The organism is Aporhodopirellula aestuarii (genome assembly GCF_023701485.1).
Lineage (GTDB): Bacteria > Planctomycetota > Planctomycetia > Pirellulales > Pirellulaceae > Rhodopirellula > Rhodopirellula aestuarii.
Map to the genome: position 1 here is coordinate 293,576 of NZ_JAMQBK010000060.1, position 22,075 is coordinate 315,650.

Sequence of the window (22,075 nt, forward strand, 5' to 3'; positions counted from 1 at the left end):
CTCACGCACGCAATCACTCTCACCCAAGAGATTGACGATCGGATCAGTGATGAGAGTTTTTGGACTCTAATCAGGGCGACTTTGAATCAAAGCCGTGATTCCCTGAAAAACACCACCGAAATCGAACCCCCCGAAGGAGAGCCTGGTGTGATTGACGTGAGTCACAATGTAGCTACGCGAGAATCGACGCCACACCCCCTGGCGGGGGGTTTGTTGATCTTTTATTGCCAGAAGTGGCGAAGTTTGCCGTTTGGGGGCATCAATTCGATGATTCGGATCCCCGTTAGAGGTGTTCAGACCGCTGCAGTGGAGTTCCAAACTCCCCACGAGGCGTGAGTGGCGGGGGGCGTAATCTCAGCGTCAGCGCCCGACACTGCAGCGAAATGGCCGTCGATCAGGCGGGTTAGCTGTTTGGGGCTGAATGGTTTGCCCATTACCGCCAACAGCTGGAATTCGCCCTGCAGTTGAGCGCAATCGAGCTCGAATCCCTTTGCGGTGCAGAGCACCGAAGCGGAAACGAGCGATCGTCCTTCCGACGCTGCGGTTCGGATCCGGTGCAGCAGTTCAATGCCGCTGCAGTGCGGCATCTGGTGATCGGTCACCAGGAGTTCGATGTCGCCTTCCTGGAGCCGCTGCCACGCTTGTTCGCCATCGGCAGCGGTGAAGACACGGTACCCCGAATGTTCGATTGTGAACTGCATCAATCGCCGGAATACCGGGTCATCCTCGGCAATCAGGACGGAGGGGGAATTGTTTTGAGGCATGGGTTTCTCAGTCAAAGAGGGGTGGCGCCGAACAGTTGCGGGGCCGCAATCGTCGCGAGTACGCCCAAAATCACGAGCGCCACGACGATCTCGGTCATCATCGTCCCGCAGCGACGTTGATGCCTGCGGTTCGTATATCGAGAGGTGGGAGCTGCAACCATGGGAATGCCGTGAGTGATTTCGGCGTTGTTGATGAGAAGTCGAACGAGTGGGCATTTCAAAGATACAACACAAATTGATGCACATACTGAGCGTTTGCGTCTTCCCGGGGTACTGATCCTGTTAACAGAAGGGATTGCGGTCGGCAGATTGGTTGCGACACGCCAAATCGTTATGGTCGTTATGATTGCCTTGACGCTTACTTCGCGACGTTTCTATACTCCCGCACCACTCATGGCGTTATTCCAACGCCGAATTAACGGAATTTTTCTCTAACGGCTTGGACCGATCACCCATGAACAGCGAGCGACGCCATGAACTCCAGGAGAACGAGCTAGCTAGCGCCCTCGAGAAGATCAATCAGAAGATCGATCCTTATTCCAAGCCGATTGCGGTGGCCGTGGCCGCTGGGTTTATCGGACTGCTCGGATGGGGCTTCTATTCCAGCACCCAATCGGAAAAACGCAGCGATGCCACCTACCAACTGATCGAAGGCTCGATTCGGGGCGATAGCGAGATTTTGGCCACGGTGGCGGCAAGTTATCCGAACACGCCGATGGCCGCCTGGTCGCGTCTGTACCAGGGCAGCCAGAAGATGGGCGCGGGGCTGAACGCCCTTTTCACCAGCCGTGACGAAGCCGAGGAATTGCTCGGTGAGGCCAGTTCGGCGTACAAGGAAGCGATCTCGCTGAGCAAGGACAAATTGATCCTTTCACGTGCCAATCTCGGTCTGGCCCGAATTTCCGAGTCGCTGGGCGCGATCGAAGAAGCGATCGGATATTACGAATCGGTGATGGCCGCGGGTGAGTCCGACGCGATGGTCGCTGAAGCGAAAAAGCGGGTCGAGCTCCTCTCACAGTCGAATGCAACCGAATTCTTGGCATGGTTCGGCGAACAAGACTTCTCCCCAGCGGACCCAAGCCTGCCGCCTGCTTTGCCATCGGACCAAATGCTGCCGGATCTCCCCGATCTTGATTTCCCCGAAATCGAAACGGAGGAAACGAGTGAAACCGAAGAAGAGTCTGCCGAACCCGCCGCTGAAATGACGGAGGAAGAAGCTTCGACGGAAGAGACTCCCGCCGAGGAATCCGACGCTGAGGAAACATCGGTCGAGGAAACTCCGGCGGAAGAAACTCCAGCGGAGACCGCTGAGATGACGGAGTCGGAAGCATCGGAAACCGAGGAGCCCGCAGAGGAATCGGCTCCCGAGTCGGCTAGCGGTGAGGAAAGCGATGCGGATGATTCATCCGCACCGTCAAATTCTTGAACGCGCCTGTTAACGATGCTGATGACGGGCAATACGGCCAATTGCCCAGTAACCCGCTGGAAGATACTGGAGAGGCGGTCCGGTCATTTGTTGTCCCCGAGTCTGCCGACGGATCACGCATCGACCTGTTTCTAACACAGGTTTGTGACGGACTGAGTCGTTCGCAGATTCGTTTGGCTGTCCAAAACGACGGTGCTGAAATTGACGGCCGAATCGTTCGCCCGAGTTTCAAAGTTCGGGCCGGGCAAAACGTTCGCTTTCGATTGCCCGTTGTGATCAGCGATGAAACGGTTGCCGAGAATATTCCGCTCGATATTCTCTATGAAGATGATGGCATGGTGGTCATCAACAAGCCCGCTGGGATGGTCGTGCATCCGGCCCGGGGTAATTGGACGGGGACGTTGACCAGCGCGTTGGCGTTTCGGTTTCAATCGCTCTCGGACGTTGGCGGTCCCGCGCGTCCGGGGATTGTGCATCGCCTCGACCGCGACACCAGCGGCGTGATTGTGGTGGCCAAGAACAACGCCGTTCACCTCCATTTGTCGGCTCAGTGGCACGACCGCCAAGTCCAAAAGACGTACCTGGCGTTAACCGCTGGGCGGCTCGACCGTGATCGTGACTGGATCAATGCTTCGATCGGTCGACACCCTTATCAAAGGGACAAACAGGCGATTCGCGAAAACCACGAGACCAGCAAACCGGCGTCCACTTTTTATGAGGTCATCAGTCGGCATGGCCGTGTGACGCAGGTGAAAGTCTCACCCAAAACCGGCCGTACCCACCAAATTCGCGTCCATTTGGCCCACATCGGGTGCCCGATACTCTGTGACCGGCTCTACGCGGGCCACGCTGTGCTCACTCGGGCCGGTCTAGCGAGGGCTTCCGGCCTGGCACTCACTGCTTTGGCGGAAGCAGAAACGCCGGCGGGATCCACTGGTGGGGGGGGCGATGAAGTGATTTTGGATCGTCAGGCCCTTCATGCACACCAACTGACGCTGGTGAATCCCCAGACACAAAAAGAAATGACGTTTACGGCGCCCTTACCAGCGGATATGGGGCGAGTGGTCAGATTGTTGGGGTGAACGTCGGTTCGTCTTTGACGGTAAGTGTGACTATACTGCTCACAGAATTGGGGGAGTGACTGCGGATTTGGTTTCGTTGTCACGCGTTGGATATTAGCAATCTTCCCCCCAGCATACGTGATCGGCCAAGCTCATCCGTGGGCATGTGTCCGGTCGCGTGTCGAATTAAGGTGTCAGGGAAGCCGCCACAATCGGCCAAATTACCATGCCAGCGACAACGCGATACGAACCGACTCCGACGATCACCTACCTCGGTGCTCAGTCGCAAACGAGCGACCCCAAGCTCGTTAACCGCTACGATGAACTGACCCGAGACCGAAAGGTTTCGTGGACGGGGCATTATCGTTTGTTGCGGATGCTCGGCCGCGGCGGTCAGGGTGAGGTCTACCTCACCGAATATCGGGGCACGGATAGTTTTACCGTTCCCGTTGCGATGAAAATCTTTTCGCCCGAGCGATTCAAAGACGCTCGCGCGTATGACGAGGCGATGCACCGGGTGGCGTCGATCGCGGCGCGTGTGGCGATGATCCAGCACGATAACCTGCTCGACGTGCAGAACTTCTTCGAACGAGATCGCATCCGAGTGATGTTGATGGAGTGGATCGACGGCTACGATTTGCGGCAATTGGTGATGCCACAATGCCTCGAATTGCTCCGCGATTACGTGCACCCCAAGCGATGGCGGTACATCAACGATGTGATCATGACCGAGGGCGTCGAGCAGTCACGATTCAAGGCCGGCGTCGCCGTCGCGATCGTGCGTGAATGTTTGGCCGCTTTGGCTGCGCTGCACCGTGAGGGCATCGTGCATGGCGACGTCAAACCCGCGAACATCATGCTCAAACGCAGCGGGCATGCGAAATTGATCGACATGGGATCCTCGATCGATTATCGCAATCCCCCGACCGACCGGGAGTGCACACCGATCTACGCAGCGCCTGAGGTGCTTGAGAACCGGCCGGCGACGCCACGCAGCGACCTGGCGAGTCTGGGGTACGTGCTCATCGAGTTACTTGCCGGCGTGAACCCGTGCTCGGGCATGACGAGCTTGGCGGACTTCCTCAAAGCGAAATGGGAATTGCCGAAAAACCTCGATAAGATTCTGCCCGAAGAGGTGCTGCGTAATCAATTGTTGATGAATTTTCTTCGCGGTTTGATCGCTCCAGATCCGACACGACGGTTTGTCAGTGCCGAAGAGGCGGAGCACGTCGAGCAAGGAGGCGCTGCGGCGTTCCATCGTCAGTTAACTCTCAGTAACATGTCGACCGAGTACGACAATGACATCCGTCATTGGCTCGAAGAACTACGACACCTTGAGAACGACTGATTCATGGATAACGATCACCTGCACGTTGCTGTCGAAGCTGCCCGTGCGGGCGCACGTGAATTGATGGCCCGGTATGCGAATCGGGTCGTCAGCGAAAAAGCGCCTAAGGATCTCGTCACGGACGCCGACTTGGCTGCTCAGGCTGCGATCCGCGGAATTCTCGAAACGGGCTATCCCGACTACGCCTTTGTCGGCGAAGAAGAAGGCGAAACCGAACCGTTGGCATCGGTTCGGGCGGGCGACGAGGATGCACCTCCCTGCTGGGTCGTTGATCCGCTCGATGGCACCGTCAACTACGTTCACCGCCTGGGCGGATTTGCAGTTTCGATCGCGCTGTACGCGCGAGGTAAGATGCGTCTCGGCGTCATTTATGATCCGACCAGCGAAGAGTGGTTCACTGCAATCGACGGACAAGGCGCCCGTTGTAACGACCGTCCGATGAAGTCGAGCGACGCGACGGATCTCAGCCAAAGTCTCGTGGCATGTAGTTTCCGTGCGGGTGTCACGGCCGATTCGCCCGAAGTCGGACGGTTCGCCCGGGTGCTCGAACGTTGCCGCTCGTTGCGACGTCTGGGTTCTTGTGCATTGAACATGTGCTATGTCGCCGATGGCCGTCTCGACGCCTACTGGGCCACCAACGTCGCGGCGTGGGATTCCGCCGCGGGAACCGTAATCGCTCGCGAAGCCGGCGCGGTTCTGACCGGCTACGATGGCCACGAATTCGACGATTGGCTGCCCAAGTTTTGTGTCGCCGCCACTCCCGAACTGCATTCGGCCTTGATCGAGCAACTGAGCGTTTAGTTCACCGAACGAAGATGTCCGCCGTCGGGCGCGAATCTAATCGCGAACGTGCCACACTTCACCGATACCATTGATGGCACGATCGCCTCGGCTGACCCACCACGTGAGGCGAGCGTTTGTTGGGCTGAGCGATGCAAGATTCGGACGCAATCCCGGGCGGTTGAGCATCAGGTGTTGAAACGGACTATCCAAAGGCAATGGGACGCTGAAACGGTTCGCCGGCAGTTGCACCGGAGTTCTTAAGACCAGTGTGCCGCGTCGCATCCCGTAGGCGGGGTGCTCACCGACTGTGCCGCTTACCAAGATGGTTCCGGCAATCTGCCATGCCGCGATCGAATTGCCTGCATTGCCGTTGATTCGAATCTCACCGCGTCGCATCCGATGCCCCGCGTGGTCGCCCACATTGCCCGTCACCACCAATAACCCGCCGTTCATTCCGACGTTGCGAGTGCCGGTTGGGGCAGCAAGATAGTCTGCTGCATTTCCGTTGACAGTGATGGTGCCACCCGTCATGCATGAACCGCAACAATCTCCGATATTGCCTTCGACGCGGATATGTCCAAGGCGATGTTGATGCCCCAGTTTGTGAACCGCACGACAGTCACCTCGCACGATCAAACTCGGTTCGGCGGAATCGTTTGAAGAGCGTTCGACACGAAACACGTCGCCTAGTTCGAGATCCCCATCTGCCGATCGAATCGTTTGCCGCGCGATCTCGTCGATTGTTTTCTTGGCGAGTTCATCCAATCTGAGAGTGGATGCATCTACCGTCGCGGCATCAGAATCTTTGATCGAGAGTAGGATGGTTTTCATGAGGAACGCTCCATCATGATGTCATGCAACTTGAAATGATGTCGTCCGAGCTTGCCGCCGTAATTGCCGGCCGTGACACCGACCAACCCTTCTCGACCTACGCTCTCGCACGCGGCTGTGATCCCGGCCTTCATCGCATCCGATATTTCATCAAAGCTCATCCCATCGAGTACCACTTCGAGGACTGCTGCCGCGTCGTCGGGTAATTCTGTCTCCGCTATTTTTCGAAGGCTTGGACAGAACGCTTCGTTCGTCGATGCGAACAATGTTGCGTATTTCGAACCCACCTTGGAACCACTCCGTGTGGCACCACCGGGAAACGGTGTGATCACGCCGGGCATCTGTCGAATCGCGTCGACGGCGGCACGGCAGGCATTTGACACCGCTGGCATCGAGCGGCCGAGCAGAATGAAGTTGCCCCCACCGATCGCTTCGGTTCGTCCGACATCATGTTGGCAAACGAATTCGCCATCCATCACGGGGATCCGCCAATATCGGATCGCTTCGACGCGACCGTCCGCATTCGTTTGCAATACTTGTTTGCTGATCTGCATGCCGTCGCCGAAGTACCGCAGAGCTTTCCCGATAGGAACGCGATTGGGGTAGATGCTTCGATCACCATCCAAGCCCGCGTAGAGTGCGGTTGTGGGGCACGTCAAAACGCACTGTCCGGCGCGTCGAGGAATTTGTTTTTCAAGTTCTTTTCCCGATACCGCAAACGCGAGAATCGCAACTCCAGGTCGGCCGTCAGGAGTCTGTTCGGGAGTCAGTTCACGCTCGACAGCGATTTCGACGCCACAGGCAATCACGCTCGTTCCGAATCCGACCATCGCGGCAGCGGCGTCGTTGCACCATCTGCGATCCGCGGCGGTCATAATCAGCCTCGTGACCTTCATGTCGAAAGCCTCCGCAAACGTCGCTTGGATCGGAACGCCGGCGATCCGCAACGTTGCGTTCTCCGTCCAGTGCTCGGCCGTTACGTTGACGTTCGGGCTGTCAGTCATGCAGACGCTCCGTTGTTGGGCGACCGCAAGCCTGCCGGTTGCAGTCGACTGCCGAGGCACTCTTCCATTTCGCCGTCGTCGATCCAGAGCCGGTCGAGGGCAAACGTTCCGTGCTTTGCATAGCGGGCCCGGAAGTCGGCGATGAGTTTCTTGTCGAAATCAATCTCGGCTCGATTCAGATCGACGGCTAAGGTTCGGTCGGGCTGTGTCATCAAGTCGATGTTGACGCAGGTGCCTTGCTTGCGAATCATTCGGCCAGATTTGAATACCATCTCAGGGACCCTGAACATGGTTTCGATATTGTCTTGTTCACGGTAAATCACAACATCGGCAATTCGACCTGGGGCGAGTGTGCCGCGATCATCGAGACCGAGAATCTTTGCCGGCGCGGTGCGAGTCATTGTGGCGATGTCATCAAGCGAGTACTCACGCTCGATACCCTTGAGTGAGCTCGCTGCCGCGGCATCGGCGTGGATTTCGGCAAGGGCGGTTTCCCGGAGCGATCGGTCAGACAGCAGCGCGAGCAGGTGTGGGTATGCCGTGAATGGGCCGCCGTTGGGATGATCGGTTGTCAAGAAAACTCGCGAAGGGTCGTCGATCGCGAGAAACAGTTCCAAACCGATCGCCCATTGCAATGAATGCACGAACTCGCGGCGGCGATATCGAAACGGTACGACGCCGCATCCTGCTTCGCATTCGATGTCCACCAGCACCGACTTGCGTGGTTTTGCGTGTCGGGTGTTTTGATACTGGTGCATCGTATCGGCACTAATCGTGACGGTTTGCCCGAACTGAATTTGCCCGACGTCGATGGTGACGTTCGGATGCTTTTTCATCGCCTCGACCAATTGGCACGCGGCGGATGAAAACTTGTAGGGGCCATCTGTTCCGTAGCAATGAAACTGTGCGTGGGTCAGGTGAATCGGATAGCCGTCGGCTGCCGCGATTGTCGCGAGAGTGGATGCGATGTTGCCCGGCACGCCGAGGTTGCTGCAGTGGATGTGCAGCGGATGAGCTAGGCCGATTTCATGCACCGCGCGACTCAGCACGCGGATGATCTGACCCGGCGTCACCCCATTTTTCGGGTGAGGCGTGTCGACATCAAAGGAACGTGTGTTGAATTTGAACGCACTGATGCCTCCCGGATTGACGACCTTGACCGCGATACAGCGAGTCGCCATCAACATCCAGGCGACATACGCATTGATCACTTCTTGAGGAGAATCCTCAGCGATCAGTTGCAGCAGGACATCGTCGTTGCCGAGCAAACAGTATCCGCCGGTGTCGATTCCCCGAACGTCGGCCATCTCGGCGTGTGCCGATCGGGCATTGCAAGGAATCACCGCAGGTTCAAGGCAGGTGGTGTATCCCATGTCGAGATACCGTGATGCCGTGGTGGGTGCGGAGGGCAGAAAATGAGATGTCGCCGGCGAGGACTCTCCATGGGGAAGTCCTTCTCGCCAGGGCGGCATTTGATCTCGCAGCAGCATGCGCGCGAGCGTGACTTTGCCGCCGCCGATGTGGGTATGTAAATCGATGCCGCCCGCCATGACGACGCATCCTTTGGCATCGATCTCAAGATCAGGTGTCTCGCCGTTGACCGGTGGATCGACGATCGATTCGTCGCAAAACCATAAATCTTTGACGTCGGAGGAGGACTGTTCACTCAGATGACCAAACCGATCAGGATCGATTAAACGACTGCCACGGATACAGGTCAGCATGGGCCTTCGAGGTCTAGGTGGAATCGGTCGAGGTGGAATCGGTTGCTGCGGCAATCGAGAGACGCAACTGGATTATCACACAATCCAGCCTTGATCAGTAGGCCCGCTTGCCGGTGCCAGATCTGCCCTCATTTTCTCGTAGAGTGTGAGTGATTAGTGTAATGCGGCGAGATCTCACAACGAGCGATCGACGTCATTTTTAGAGCTACCCTTTTTCATGCGATTCTTATGAGCAAATTGATTATCAGCGTCAGCGGTTTACGCGGTATCGTCGGAGAAACGTTGACACCGGATATCGCGTGTCGATTCGTCGCCAGTTTCGCCGCGTCAATCCCTCCAGGTCCAATCGTTGTCGGGCGTGACGGGCGTACCACCGGTCCCATGCTTGGCGCAGCGATCATGGCGGCATTGAACGCGTGTGGACGTGACGTTATCGATGCGGGAGTTGCCGCGACTCCGACGATCGGCGTATTGGTGCGTGAGCGGTCGGCAGCGGGTGGGGTGCAAATCTCGGCGAGCCACAACCCGCCGCCTTACAACGGGATCAAGCTGTTCGGGTCGAGCGGTCGGGTGCTCGACGCCGAATCGGGCGCAAGGATTCGTGACGGCTATTTCAATGGGACGGCCGCGTGGTGTGCGTTCGACGAGATCGGTTCGACCCATCGCGATAACGATCCGCACGTCGGGCACCTCGAGAAAGTGCTGGCAACGATTGACGTCGATCTCGTTCGCAAGCAAGCGTTCTCTGTCCTGATCGACAGCAACCACGGCGCCGGCGGCATTCTCGGCAAGCGTCTTCTCGAATCGCTCGGATGCGATGTGGAAGCCGTCGGCGCGGAGCCGACCGGATTGTTCGCACACGTGCCCGAGCCCACGGCGGACAATCTGACCGGAGTCGCATCACGTGTCGCGGGCAGCAAATGTGTGATCGGTTTTTGCCAAGACCCGGATGCCGATCGGTTGGCGCTGATCGATGAAAATGGACGTTACATCGGTGAAGAGGCAACGCTTGCGTTGTGCGTGACTCGCGCGATGATGGTGGGACGTACCGACGGACCGATCGTCATCAACGGAGCCACCAGTTCAATGAGCGGGATCGTTGCCAAGCAGCACGGCGTCGAAACGCTGCGAAGCTCCGTTGGTGAAGCCAATGTTGCGGACATGATGATCGCTAACCAAGCGTCGTACGGGGGCGAAGGCAACGGCGGTCCGATCGATCCGGCCGTTGGGTATGTTCGTGACAGTTTCGTGGGAATGGCACAGGTGCTCGACCTGATGGCTCGCACCGGAAAACCGCTCAGTCAGCTCGCCGATGAGTTGCCGCAACTTGCTATCTACAAAGAGAAAGCGGAGATATCGGTCGAACAGTTGCCCGCAATCTTCCAAAGGTTGCTGGAACATTTTAGCGACGCCCAAGCGCAAACCGGCGACGGGCTGCGGTTGCAATGGGATGATTGCTGGCTGCTCGTTCGAGGTAGCAACACCGAACCGATCGTGCGATTGATTGCAGAAGCCGAAACCGAGGCAAAGGCAAAGGCAATGTGTGACGTCGCGGCGGGGCTGCTGAATCCTTGATCGACCGAAGGCGGCACGCGGCGTGCTGGTAGGAATCGACTCGGTGTCATTCCCGGACGTCGTGTTCCTATCGCTCGTCTGACTGCTCAGCCTCTTGGATCTGCCGGATCGCCTCAAGGCTGAATAGACCGACCGGTTCGTCGTCTTTCTGATAGCACCAATCGCAGACGTCCTCGATCGGGAACTCAACTTGGCTGCCGAGTTTGAGATCGCCCAACGCCACCGGGTCGTTGGCGAGATACCCGTGGACGAAGTGGGGTTCCAAGCCGATCACGTCGACCCAGATGAATTCTGTCGAATCATCAACGGTAATCTTTGCCTTGACGACGAAGCTCGATTCCTCATCGCCAGCCTGATGGTTCGCACGCTGTTGAAACGCGTCGACAAATTCTGGCCATCGTTGTTTCGCTGTTGCGATTGCCGCTTGCATCGCCGGGTTATCCTCTGCGATGGGAATGACGGGAGCGTTGTCTTGATGAGACAAATCTTCATAGGCACCGGGTGTGAGCAGGCGATCGGCAACTTCTTCGGACCATACGTTGATGTCCATTGATTCCGGGCGGACGACCGCCAAGGTGTCTTCATCAGCGAGAGCGACCAGCAATTTGGCGACGAGTAGGTAGGCTTCGTTCATGTCCGGTTCTTCATCGCCGGGTGTGAGCAGGTCGACGGCGAGCCAAGCGGTGTGGTCCTCAACCGCCTTGCGAAGCCGCAGTTCACCAATCGCCTCAACGACTTCGTCTTTGTTATCCCAGTACGGCGCGTCGAGATTGTGTACCAAATACATGCCGGTGGGCGCTTTGATAATGAATAGAGGATTCTCTCCCACGACAAACCCATCACCCTCGTGTTCGTCGGAGTCGTCGTCTTCCCCGTCGCCATGTGAATAGTCGCCGCCCCACGTCGCTTCGACCAGTTTGGCCAAGATCATGTCTTCGAGATACTTCTGTTGGCGTTGCAACAGTACCAACGAGATCATCGGTTTATCGGATTCGTCATCGCTGGTTTCGTCGGTCTGTTCAGGTTCGTGATGATCTCGCATTTGCCGCAGGCCGCTCCAGCACTCATAGGTAAATTGTGCGAATGCGAGACAGTAAATGAGATATCGCCATTGGAAGTCGATTGCCGTTCGCAGACCATGCAGCAGCGTCATCAATCCAAAGATGATCAAGCCGATCCACAAGCCCGCTGCCAATTCCTGCCAGATCAAAACAGCGGTGATGAGAAAGGAGATACCCATCACCAAGACGACGAGGTTCGGCCCACCCGCCACACCAACGAAGAGGAGCAGGAGGCCGATCGCAGCGGCCCAAAATGCCGTCGACGTCGTGCCAAACCGTGGGCGTTGAAGAAACGGTTTCAATGAATCAATCCCTGGCCAGGAGTCGTCGAGAACACGAAGAGTTGGACGATTAGGCAATGCCTTTTCATTCCCAAAATAGCAGCGACGATTGTAGCATTCAGAGGTACCACGTACGAATCAAACCGTCACAACCCGTCGCCGCCGCGTCACGGATTTAGATCGTCAGGCATCGACGCTGCGAAGGTGAAACCGATGTTCACTGATTCGGGGTGACTTCGACCGCCATGCGTTCCCGGCGGTCGCTTTCGGCACGAACGTCGTCAGACATCAGCACGCGTTGGAAGAACAGCATGAGCAGCGTGCACAGATATCGACGCCCCATCTCTTGCATTCTCAAATTGCTCGACCCCCACGTTCGCCCTTCCCATCCGATAGGAATTTGTTTGATTTTATACCCGCTGATCAGAGCACTCAGTGACATTTCCAACGTGATATTGAAGTGACAAGCGCGATAGGGGCCGCAGTGTTCGACTACGGTTCGGCGGTAGGCCTTGAACGCATTGGTGAGGTCATTCATGTCCGTCCAAAACATCCACTGGACCGCTTTGTTCACAATCCGATTCACGATCAGTTTCACTCTCGGATATCGCTGAACGGAGGCTCCTTTGACGAAGCGTGAACCGAACACACAGTCGTAGCCTTCCTGGATGGTGCGGTAGTAAGCCAGGACGTCTTTGGGGTGATCGGACCGATCAGCCATGTAGATGACAACGACTTCTCCAGTCACGAATTCCAAGCCGGCGCGGATCGCACGCCCGAATCCACCCGGGGCTTGCCTGCGTACGACCCGAATACCGGGCCAGCGATCACGTCGCTTGAAAACCTCGCTTTCCGTGTTGTCTTGGCTGTTGTCGTTGACCACGATGACTTCGGTCGAAATCCCATGTTGATCGATCAGGAATTCCAGCAACTCGTCCAGGCACGGGCCTATATTTTCTTGCTCGTTATAGGCCGGGATCACGACTGAGAGTTCAGGAGCTTCACTCATTGGGACGGTCGGGGGCAGCAGGTTGATAAAGATCCACGAAACAGCTCTGGTCCGTTTCTCGGCTTCCGATCCGGCGAACCCACTTGCCGTCGTATTGTTCCGCCCATCCGGCGTCTTCGCCCTCCCAAGACAGGATCAAGTACGCGTAGTCGATTTCCTCGTCACCCCAGTACTGTTCGCGTTCCTGGCACAAACGTGTTTCGCGGCCGCTCAGGTACACATCGAACACGTAGCTGAGGTCGGCATAGAACACGCCCGTGTGAGGAAGTTCGTTCAGCACGCCGTCGATAAAGGAAGGGCCATGGTAGCGATCGTCATGCCAGTGCGTAATGTAGAGCCACGTGGTGCGCAGTCCGGAACCGGGGATGAGAGCCATGAGTAGGAACAGCGAAATCGCTGAAAACATGAGTTCGCGTCGTCTGATCGAGGAGCCAGTTCCCGCCAACCAAGCGGCGCCGTGCCACGTCGACACGACCAGCAGGACTATGATCCACATAAAAGGGTACATCCAATAACCTTTGGTGGGGTGCAGGCCGGCGACGGTCGCGGTCAAGTAAACGCTCGACCACACCAGCGCGATGTAACCGATGGCGATGCGGTCGCGGCGGGTACGCCACAAAGTGAAGGAACCGAGGATGAGCCCGATGGCGAGCAACGCACATTGAGCGGGACCCAGGAATTCCCACAGCAGGCCCGCATGATGCCGTAACGCCGGCAGCGGCCACAGAAGTCGTGAAGGGAGTCCCGGGCCAGCGCGGTCGAGGACATTGGCAAAAAACTGGCTACGAAACTCATGAGGAAATGCCAGGATCAACGGCAGCCATAGCAGCAGAACCGCGACCGTTCCCCCCGCCATCGACAACACATGAAGAATTCGCCGTTTCCAAGTTCCGGCACCGAACAACCCGGCAACTCCGACCTGAATGCAAAAGACCAAAGCGAACGGATGAAACAATGCGCCGAGCCCGCAGACACAACCGATCAAGAAGGAATCTTTCAGTCGATCCAGTGATAAGCGTTTCCAAAGAATGAGAATCGCCACCCACCCGCAAAGGATGCACAACAAGTCGGGACGCGTCGTGAGTCCCGTAAAAAGTAACGGACGCGAAACGGCAATGCTCGTCGCCGCAACACCTGCCACGATCGCAGGTATCGCAAATTCTGATCGTCGCTGCTCCTCGCTCGCGACGACGCGGCGGCTTAGCAGTCTTGTGGTGCGAAACGTCAACACGATCGCGACAAGGGCGCCGAGGAATAGTGGAATCCGTGCCGTCGCGTACCCAGCGGGAAAGACCGCAAAGAATGGAGCCTGGACATAAAACAGTCCCGGCGGCAATGCCATCAAGCAAACATCTGCATTTTCAAATAGCGTTTCTCGTCTGCGTGTCGGCACATACGGGATGCGAGGAATTCCTTCCTGCCAAACCGTTAGGCCGGGAACCGCAAACCACTGTTCATCTTGCATGCCGGGTTGGTGGATCAACGCCGGAAGACGCAAGACAGTGAACAACGCAATCGGAACGAGCACGTACAAAAGGTTTCGGTATCGTGAGCGTTCCCGCGCCCGCTCGTTGTCTGCGTCGGTCTCCGCGTCGGCACTGTCGTTGTTCTCGATCATGCGAGATCCAACCAGTATGGGTTTGCTCGCGCGTGCTCGGCGATCTCTTCCAAGATACTCGTCGCGTCCATGGTCGGTTGCCAGTCCCACGCCTCTTGGGCAAGTCGCGAATCTAGCACCACCCAGGGTAGATCAAACGGCCGTTGTTCTTTTGACGAGGCAACGTCGTGTTCGCCGAGATTCTCATGGCACCACTCGCTCAGTTGGCGGAGCGAATGTGCTGAATCGATACCGCCACTGACGTTCGCAATTACCGGTTTGCTCGGATCAGATCCCGTTTCAATTTGTTTGATGACCAGCAACGCCACATCCCACGGATGCAAACAGTCACGGACCTGATGTCCCTTGCCATCGAAACCGATGTACCGCAAAGACCGACGACCCAGATAGGAATGAATCCAAAACGAAAAGATTCCCTGGTCCGCTCGACCAAACTGACCGGAACCGGCAAGAACGCCGCAGCGGTTGATCCGGAGAGGAAAACCGAAGGCTTCCGAATACTCCCACGCCATCGTTTCGGTGGCGAGTTTGGTAGATCCGTAAAGCGAAATGGGAGGGGTCGTTGAAAAAGTCTCATCAATGCCATCGGTCGATATACCGGGAGGCAGTGTTCCTTCGGGGTCTAATACAAAGGCATCATCGAGGCATTTCAATGGGAGGCCGGCGAGTTGCCGAATCGAATAGACACGGCTTGTGCTGAGCAGGATCAGACCGGCATCAGACCGTCGGCAATACTCGAGCAGGTTGAGCGAACCTGAAAGGTTGTGTTCGACAAGCTGTCTTGGTGACGTGTTGCCGGCGGTGCCAGCCAAGACACTCGGCAGCGCTGCGCAATCGATCACCCAGTCGACCGCGGTGAGTGCGTCCAGGTCACTGGAACATCGAAGATCGCCGTGGACAAGTTCGACGCCCATGGATTGGAGATGCTGACGGTTCGACTCGCTGCCGGACCGAGATAGATTGTCAAATCCGATGAGCTGCACGTTGGGCAGATGTGATAGCAATGCCTCGGCGACCCAGTGGCCTACAAAACCGCACGCGCCGGTGATCAATACCTTCAAAGGACTACTCGAATCGAAGAGGTCAGACGAGAGAGGTCCTCTAGGATAGCAGCAGGAAAACCAACTTGCGACAACGGAATGGTCCAGGCAGATTCACTGAATGTTCAATCCGTATTGGTGGCTAGTTTGATCCACCGCGTCCGCGGCGCCTAATGTGGTTGCCGCTGTTTGGGGCCGAAGCTTGGCGAATCGACGGTGTACCGATCGCCGGGTGATTGCGAATAGGTCGTCCTCGTCGGCTCGAAGTCACGGTCCGAATCGGAGTCGGTCTTGGTTCCGAACCCCGAAGTGTGTACCTGGAATCGACCGCTGTAACGGCGACGCAGATAACCGCCCACGAGTTGTCTTCCGAATGGAGTGAGCAATAGGAAGCCGAGCGAGTCGGTAAGCAACCCTGGCGTTAGCAAGAGCGCCGCGGCGAAGGCGATCATCATGCCGTCTTGGATCTCACGTCCGGGCATGCGTCCTTCAGCCAAGGCGCTACGAAACCGCGCGATCGTTGCCATGCCCTCACGGCGAGCCAAGACCGAACCGATGATTCCGGTCACAATCACAATCGTGAGCGTTGTCAACCAACTCGTTGCCTCGGCCATCCGCAGCAGCAGAATCAATTCAACGAACGGAATTAGGATGAACGCAGCTAATAATCGAATCAACATTGGTTAGTTCCACCTTGGGACGCAATCGACTGCCACCTTGGCACCGAAATCATCCAGAATGATGTTTGCAAGTAGGTAGAAGCGAATGCCGTTCCGAAGTGGAAATTTGAAGCCCATGCGGATTTCGATCTGGCCGTGTTCCTAGGCTATTCGCTCATCGCCGGCTCGGTCGCTGAGCATCCATTGTTGACTGAAACTGAGTCAGTCTAAGAAAGGCGGCAGAAGAATCTCGTCAGATGTGTCGACGGAATCGTTGCCAGAAGAGCGGGACAGACTAAAAGACTGCCCTCAAAGGATCCGTGCCGAGGTTACCGGCTGGTGAAGGTTGGACTGGGAGATGAATGGCCCAAGGTCACACGCGGTCGAAAATCGATTTGTCGCAACGCAGATGCTCTCGCCAACAAACCCGCAGTAGCCATCGAGGGCTAAACGGATAGCGGGAACCATTGGTTCGACCGCGAATCCTTCGTGTCCCGAACAACCTCAGCGGCTGCGTCGCTGCGTCGAAGACTTGGTGGCGAAATGGCTTAGGCGATCTTCCATGGCGAGGAGATCTTTTTCAATCCATCCACCGAAATCGGAGGCAAACACTTCATCGTCGAAACGAATCGAGAGAGACTGCCAGTCAAGAGACACGATCGCTTCTTGGAAGCAATCGTTCCCTCCGGAGGGTGGTGTCGAATTAGAGGAGATAGACATAACGAACTCCCAATAAAAGCATTAGTGAACTCTAGTAAGATGCACCGAGCTAAATAAAAGTTCGGCAAATTCGATGCCGTTCGGCCAGTCTGATCGCTCGAAGAGTGCAGTTTCTAGTGAGTACATGTCCGATTTCGCAGAAATAGTGACAGGTGGCAAGGCATTTTCGCCCGAAAGGTGGCGAAATTCGCAGTACATCAGGAATCGTCAGAAATTTCGCGCCAGCTTGCCAAGATTCCTCTGCCTAGAACGAAGAACACGTTAGACCACCCACCTGCCCGTGCTTTTGAAGAAGGGCGATTACGCCGCTCGTGCGGGTAACCGGTGAACGGACAAAACACTTCGAAAATTGGGGAAACCACCATGTTACGCAAACTATTCTTGGCCGGAACGACGTTCGCATTGTTATCCGGAATCACGCTCGCAACGCCGATCGGTTCCTACGCCCGCTGCGGCTGGAATTACCTGACCGATTCGGCCAGCGACGCGGTGCCGCTGGAATGGGAACTCAAACGGGCTCGGACAATGATCGCTGATCTCCAGCCTGAAATTCAGGATAACGCCCGCCGAATTGCTCAGGAAAAAATTGAAGTCGCTAAACTCGAGCGGCAACTCAGCGAAACGGACATGCGATTGGCCAAAGCGCAAAGCGAGATCGAACGACTCAGCGACGACTTGCGTGACGAAAGCCCTAGCTACAGTTACGGCGGAAAGACCTACACTTCGGTGCAGGTCAAATCGGATCTGGGTAATCGCTTCAAACGATTCAAAACCCGTCAGGAGACTTCTGAAAAGTTGCAGAAGATGCTGTCGGCTCGTCAAGCTTCGTTGAGGGCCGCCAGCGAGCGGATGGAAGCGATGCTCGATGCACGACGTCAACTCGAAGTCGAAGTCGAAAATTTGCAAGCCCGAGTCGGTGCGTTGCGAGTTGCTCAGACCAGCAGCCAGCTGCACCTCGATGACAGTGCGTTGTCGCGTTCACGTGAGCTGCTCGACGAGATCGCGATGCGAATCGATGTCGAAGAAGAAACGATGAAGGTGGACGTGGAATACTTCGGTGAAATCGATCTCGACGAACCATCCGACGAGAATTTGCTAGAAGACATCTCCGCGTATATGAATAGGGTTAACGGGTCAGGTTCAGATGCTCTCGTCTCGATCGACTTGAGTGCCGATTCCTCGCTGTAATCCACGAGCGTCCGACACCGAGGGTGGCGTTGGCCGCCCGGTGCCGGAGCGATCGACGATTCGCGTCGGTTTGCGAAGTGATAGCCTCTTTATTTCGGCGAGTTCGATATCAACGAAACCATCATGAACTTCACGCATTCCCCTAACGAAACTGTCTTAGACCGGTACACGATCAATCGTGGTATCGGCATCGGCGGCTTCGGTGAAGTTTATTTTGCGCTCAGCCAAGCAGGCAAAGAGGTTGCGTTGAAACGCATCCAACGCAACCTCGACGTCGAGCTGAGAGGCGTTTCGCACTGTCTCAATCTCAAACACCCCAACCTGGTTTCCTTGCACGACATCTGCCGTGACAAAGACGACCAGGCTTGGGTGGTAATGGAATATGTCGCAGGCAAGAACCTGCGTGAAGTGCTCGACGAGGCGGATCCATCAGGACGCATCTGTCGGGCGACTGTGCAGGGCGGCAAGTCGTTGCCGAGCGGGCTGACCATGGATGAAGTCCGTCGTTGGTTTTGCGGCATGGCCGCCGGGACCGCACACCTGCACTCGGCCGGACTCGTTCATCGAGATTTGAAACCCGGCAACTTGTTCGATGACAATGGGATTATCAAAGTCGGCGACTACGGGCTGAGTAAGTTCATCTCGTCGTCACATCGCAGCGGGCACACCGAGAGCGTCGGTACGTTGCATTACATGGCTCCGGAGATCGGACGCGGACAATACGGACGCGAGATTGATATCTATGCGATGGGGATCATCCTGTTTGAGCTGCTCACCGGAGCGTTGCCCTTCGACGGAGAGACGCCGCAGGAAATCGTCGTCAAACATCTCACTGACACACCCGATCTCTCCACGATTCCGAAGGAACTGCGCCCGGCAATCGCGGCGTGTTTGCAAAAAAATCCAAAGGATCGACCGAGCGATATTGCGTCGATGATGAAATTGACGCCATGGGCGAATGATGTGGGACAACCGATGACATGGTCGTCAAACCCGCATGGTTCCTTGGCACAAAACCCTCCGACGGTGACGGCGCAGCCGATACCTCAGCCGGCGTCCGTGGAAGCACCGGTCCACGTGACCCAGCCCGCCGCGCACACCCCATCGCCTCACGTCGTCTTGAGCCATCCCACGACGGAGGAACCGATCGCTCGGGCGATTCGCATGAGCTTTGGTGATTTGAGTCGATGGTGGCAAAACCTCGAACGCTCGCCGGGGTCGAAGTTCGTGATGGTTCTCGCCACTGTGGTGATTTTGTTGATCAACACGCACTGGTTGCTGCCGATGCTGTCCCTGATCGGATTTTTTTACATCCCCTACTACGTGATCCGGCACATCGTGTTGCAGATTGCGGAGCCCGATACCTATGCCCACACGCACCCAGGTCATGACCGACGCGGGGCGCATTTCGTCCATGGCGGGTCGCCGGGGCACCCGCAGAACGGGATGAACCAGGGTGGAGCTACCCCAGTGACACGGAGACGATCGGTTCCGGCCCAGTTATCGAAAGCTCAGGTGCGACAGATGTTACGACAGTCGTTGGCGCAGCGTACAAAATTGTCCTTAGCGGCGGAGTGGACGACGTCGGGAATGATCTCGTTGGTCGTTGCGGGAACGTTATTGTTGATCTCATCGGTGATCGGGCTGCGAAACTCAGAAGTCAGCCCCCTGACGATCGCGCCCTACGTTTGGATGGCATGCGTGGTATGGCTCGGTTCGTTCGGCTTGCTGGGCCTCGGAAAGGCATGGGAATCGAGCGAAGGGGACGGTTTTACTCGCCGTTTGATGGCTGCGTTTCTCGGTGCCGGGATCGGCGTGGTCGCTTACATGCTCGCGGACGTGTTGATGGTGCCGTTGGATCAAGGGCTTAGCCGGGACATTGACGCGACATCACTGCCGACAACGTTCTATCAAGCTTCGGGGATACCCAAAGCGGCAGCCATGATGGCTCATTTCGCGGCGTTGTTCGCGTTGCTCCGGATGTGGAAGCCGGTTGACCCGCTTCGTCGTGCGAGACTAAGCCTGTGGGCCGTGTCGGTCGCTGTTGTGGGAGAATGGGTCATCCATCAAATGATTCCTGTTCCTCAACCTGCGGGCATGTTGATCGCAGGCGGTATCGTGGTGATGACGCAGATGTCGGCTCCTTGGGTGAAAGCGGATTCGGTTACGTCGTTGAACGCCTCTTGACCGGAGGTGCGGATCGTTTCGCAAATCTTTGCCGTCATCGTTTTGATGAGATGTCTCAATGAATGAACCAATGAAAATCGCACTTGTGTTATCGCTCGCCATCTTCGGCTGTGTGTTTGCTCCGCAGGCAGGTTTGGCGGACGAGGCCGCTGACAAAGAAGCTTCCGCGCCGGTTGCGTTGAGTGTTCCGCCTTTGGATCACGTTGATTACCCCTTGGATCGTCCAACTTGGATCGATGAGGGACGCAGTCCGATGGATCCGGTTGACGGCGAAGACGTGTTCATTGCGGTCAGTTCGGGGCCTGCCCCTTCGCCTGAGGCGGCGGTGGAAATGATGGAAGTGATGGCACTCGGCGCGGTCGAGAACTACGTCGACCAGAAACTACAAGGCTTGTCCCGCGAAATAGATGCTGCGGAGATCGGCGTCGAATTGGATTGGGTTCGAGACGAGCTCATCTCGCGTCGTTATGACGGGACAGTGAAAACGGGTGATGTGGTGCAGTACGAGAGTGCGTGTCTGCTGCGAATCGATAAGTCACATCAGCAAGTGCTCGATCGGTTGATCCAAAACCAACAACTGCAACACCGGCTCGCAGCGGTGGGAATCTTGGGAGGCATGTGTTTGGCCGGATTGCTCAGCGGGTCAATCCTGTTTGGATGGCTTTCTTCGCGTCAGCAGCGGCCGGTCGCGCAATGAGAAAACCGATGCGTCCGCGAGAGAGAAACGATCTCTACTCGCAAACGCATCGGTTCGTGATTGCCGCACCGCAATCGCCCTACCCTTGAGAATTCCTGTTGTGTTTGAGCACTGCACAGGTCGTCTTATTTCCGCTGTTTAGGAGCGGGAGAAATTCAATGCTCCGGTGGTGTCGCCGTCGACCTTAAAAATGAATCCGTTGGCCGAAGCGGTCCAACTTCCTTGCATTTGTTGCAAGTCGCTGGCCCGGACCAAAGACAGTTTGTTTTCGCTGAGGCGATACTGACCGTTGAAACTCTTTGTGCTGCCGCCCTTGGTGGCTGACCAAGTGAAACTGTTGTCCTCATTGAGGATCAACGAGACGGATTGATCACCGGGCAGTGAGACGGTCCATGTTCCGATATGGGGTGCAGTAGGGCTGGCCTGAGTGGCACTGGCGACGGTTCCGAATTCCGGAATGCTTGCGGAGGACGCCGAAGCCGATTGTCGTGTCGGAGCACCACCGCCGCTGAGCGACGCGAGCATTTGTAACGCGGACGCTTCGGTGTTTGCCGGGGGGGCTGGCGTTGCCGGTCGCTGTGTTTGAGCGACAGCCGGCTGAGTATTCGATTGGCGGACAGGCTGGGCGGAGGCCGGGTTGGAACGAACGGCCGTTTGGCTAGCTGCTTGGTTGTTGAACGGGTTGTTTCCGCTGTTCGAAAACGATTGTCGCTGCTGTTGTTGCTGAGGTGCCGATTGGAAGGACGTCTGAGCAGTAGACTGTCGTTGGAACTGGGCCGCGGACTGGTTTCCGTTTGAGAACGAAACAGGTGGAGCAGAACGGCTTGCGGTCTGGAATCGGCTCGGAGCAGCCGGAGAGACCGGGTTGTGAACCTGCGGGGGATTCGCGTATCGGACCGGTGATGAGTATGCGGAGCCGCCATAGTAGGAGGGGCTCGCGGACGCATAGCCGTAACTCCCGCCATATCCGCCGCCACGATATCCACCCCCGCCACCGCCGCAGGCATGGACGGGGGAGCAGGTTGCCGTGAGGACGGCGAGTGCGGTGGCGGATCGGATCCAGTTTTTGACTTGAACTTTCATGATTCAGACTTCCAGA

General features: G+C 56.7%; 19 protein-coding genes. 8 read left to right on the forward strand and 11 right to left on the reverse strand.

From position 1 onward, the window contains the following. Positions 1-293: 293 nt before the first annotated feature. Positions 294-764: a response regulator gene (locus NB063_RS21740; protein WP_250930931.1), complete on the reverse strand. Its 471-nt coding sequence runs from the start codon at positions 762-764 to the stop codon at positions 294-296. A gap of 454 nt (positions 765-1,218) precedes the next feature. Here NB063_RS21740 and NB063_RS21745 point away from each other — a divergent pair, with 454 nt between their 5' ends. From NB063_RS21745 to NB063_RS21760, 4 genes are all read left to right on the forward strand, one after another. Further along, positions 1,219-2,190, forward strand: a complete 972-nt coding sequence (locus NB063_RS21745) for a YfgM family protein (protein ID WP_250930932.1) — start codon at positions 1,219-1,221, stop codon at positions 2,188-2,190. A 56-nt stretch (positions 2,191-2,246) separates the two neighbouring features. Further along, positions 2,247-3,272, forward strand: coding sequence for an RluA family pseudouridine synthase (locus tag NB063_RS21750; protein ID WP_250931180.1), 1,026 nt, complete (start codon positions 2,247-2,249; stop codon positions 3,270-3,272). 205 nt (positions 3,273-3,477) lie between these two features. Beyond that, positions 3,478-4,599: a serine/threonine-protein kinase gene (locus NB063_RS21755; RefSeq protein WP_250930934.1), complete on the forward strand. Its 1,122-nt coding sequence runs from the start codon at positions 3,478-3,480 to the stop codon at positions 4,597-4,599. Between the two features lie 3 nt (positions 4,600-4,602). Continuing rightward, the gene (locus NB063_RS21760; protein ID WP_250930952.1) at positions 4,603-5,400 is read left to right on the forward strand and encodes an inositol monophosphatase family protein; all 798 of its coding nucleotides are present in this window, start codon (positions 4,603-4,605) and stop codon (positions 5,398-5,400) included. A gap of 36 nt (positions 5,401-5,436) precedes the next feature. Here the strand turns inward: NB063_RS21760 and NB063_RS21765 are convergent, their stop codons facing one another. From NB063_RS21765 to NB063_RS21775, 3 genes are read right to left on the reverse strand one after another with little or no spacing between them, the layout of a single operon-like run. After that, the gene (locus tag NB063_RS21765; RefSeq protein ID WP_250930954.1) at positions 5,437-6,213 is read right to left on the reverse strand and encodes a formylmethanofuran dehydrogenase subunit C; all 777 of its coding nucleotides are present in this window, start codon (positions 6,211-6,213) and stop codon (positions 5,437-5,439) included. Continuing rightward, positions 6,210-7,217 (reverse strand): formylmethanofuran--tetrahydromethanopterin N-formyltransferase, encoded by a 1,008-nt coding sequence (gene fhcD, locus NB063_RS21770; protein ID WP_250930956.1) that lies wholly within the window; start codon positions 7,215-7,217, stop codon positions 6,210-6,212. Before fhcD ends, NB063_RS21765 begins: the two co-directional genes overlap by 4 nt. Beyond that, entirely contained in the window at positions 7,214-8,941 is a 1,728-nt protein-coding gene (locus NB063_RS21775) for a formylmethanofuran dehydrogenase subunit A (protein ID WP_250930957.1), read from the reverse strand. The genes fhcD and NB063_RS21775 overlap by 4 nt, the downstream gene beginning before the upstream one ends. Positions 8,942-9,169: 228 nt before the next feature. Between NB063_RS21775 and glmM the strand changes: the two genes are divergently transcribed. Further along, complete coding sequence (gene glmM / locus NB063_RS21780) at positions 9,170-10,516, forward strand: phosphoglucosamine mutase (RefSeq protein WP_250930959.1); 1,347 nt, start codon at positions 9,170-9,172, stop codon at positions 10,514-10,516. Positions 10,517-10,583: 67 nt separating this feature from the next. Here glmM and NB063_RS21785 read toward each other — a convergent pair whose 3' ends face one another. From NB063_RS21785 to NB063_RS21810, 6 genes are all read right to left on the reverse strand, one after another. Further along, on the reverse strand, positions 10,584-11,879 hold the full coding sequence (locus NB063_RS21785) for a DUF2314 domain-containing protein (protein WP_250930969.1): 1,296 nt from the start codon (positions 11,877-11,879) through the stop codon (positions 10,584-10,586). Between the two features lie 196 nt (positions 11,880-12,075). Continuing rightward, positions 12,076-12,867, reverse strand: a complete 792-nt coding sequence (locus NB063_RS21790) for a glycosyltransferase family 2 protein (protein WP_250930970.1) — start codon at positions 12,865-12,867, stop codon at positions 12,076-12,078. Beyond that, positions 12,860-14,485, reverse strand: coding sequence for an ArnT family glycosyltransferase (locus NB063_RS21795; protein WP_250930972.1), 1,626 nt, complete (start codon positions 14,483-14,485; stop codon positions 12,860-12,862). Before NB063_RS21795 ends, NB063_RS21790 begins: the two co-directional genes overlap by 8 nt. Continuing rightward, positions 14,482-15,546, reverse strand: coding sequence for an NAD-dependent epimerase/dehydratase family protein (locus NB063_RS21800; RefSeq protein WP_250930973.1), 1,065 nt, complete (start codon positions 15,544-15,546; stop codon positions 14,482-14,484). The genes NB063_RS21795 and NB063_RS21800 overlap by 4 nt, the downstream gene beginning before the upstream one ends. 149 nt (positions 15,547-15,695) lie before the next feature. Beyond that, entirely contained in the window at positions 15,696-16,205 is a 510-nt protein-coding gene (locus NB063_RS21805; protein WP_250930975.1) for an FxsA family protein, read from the reverse strand. 483 nt (positions 16,206-16,688) lie between these two features. After that, positions 16,689-16,904, reverse strand: a complete 216-nt coding sequence (locus NB063_RS21810; RefSeq protein WP_250930976.1) for a hypothetical protein — start codon at positions 16,902-16,904, stop codon at positions 16,689-16,691. A gap of 363 nt (positions 16,905-17,267) precedes the next feature. On the opposite strand from NB063_RS21810, the gene NB063_RS21815 reads away from it, so the two are divergent. The 3 genes from NB063_RS21815 (at position 17,268) to NB063_RS21825 (ending at position 20,976) form a co-directional block, all read left to right on the forward strand. After that, positions 17,268-18,092 carry a hypothetical protein gene (locus tag NB063_RS21815; RefSeq protein WP_250930978.1) on the forward strand — a complete coding sequence of 275 codons (825 nt, stop codon included), beginning with the start codon at positions 17,268-17,270 and terminating at the stop codon, positions 18,090-18,092. A gap of 123 nt (positions 18,093-18,215) precedes the next feature. Then, a complete protein-coding gene (locus tag NB063_RS21820; protein WP_250930979.1) occupies positions 18,216-20,279 on the forward strand; it encodes a serine/threonine-protein kinase in 2,064 nt (687 codons plus the stop codon). A 70-nt stretch (positions 20,280-20,349) separates the two neighbouring features. Beyond that, positions 20,350-20,976 carry a hypothetical protein gene (locus NB063_RS21825; RefSeq protein WP_250930981.1) on the forward strand — a complete coding sequence of 209 codons (627 nt, stop codon included), beginning with the start codon at positions 20,350-20,352 and terminating at the stop codon, positions 20,974-20,976. Between the two features lie 138 nt (positions 20,977-21,114). Here NB063_RS21825 and NB063_RS21830 read toward each other — a convergent pair whose 3' ends face one another. Next, complete coding sequence (locus tag NB063_RS21830; RefSeq protein WP_250930983.1) at positions 21,115-22,059, reverse strand: hypothetical protein; 945 nt, start codon at positions 22,057-22,059, stop codon at positions 21,115-21,117. Positions 22,060-22,075 lie beyond the last annotated feature (16 nt).